Annotated in this window: 1 protein-coding gene; it reads right to left on the bottom strand. The window is 39.7% G+C overall.

Translation table 11 applies throughout. From position 1 onward, the window contains the following. Window positions 1-252, bottom strand: a 252-nt coding sequence (locus SB754_RS21680) for a hypothetical protein (protein WP_410784378.1), incomplete at both ends; no start/stop codon positions are given.

Genomic DNA, 252 nt, shown 5'->3' with positions numbered 1-252 from the left:
ACCTACAGAAAATCCTCCGCCACCTTCACTTACAGTTGCAGAAGTCTCTCCATTAATCGCTAAAAACTCAACTTGTGCAGCAGTAGCTTTCTTTACCTGCTTCTTAATAAAAGGCGCCAACTTATCAAAGTCAGCACCTTCTAATTTGTAATTTATAATATGGTCAATCTGGTCACTTGCACGAGAAATCAACCGATCTAACAACACTGCATCAGATACCGGAGTACCCTTGTATTCGTTATTGTAGTAATC

The sequence above is a fragment of the Leifsonia sp. SIMBA_070 genome, from assembly GCF_046534635.1.
In the GTDB taxonomy this organism is placed as follows: domain Bacteria; phylum Actinomycetota; class Actinomycetes; order Actinomycetales; family Microbacteriaceae; genus Leifsonia.
This window is presented reverse-complemented; position numbering and strand designations above follow the sequence as displayed.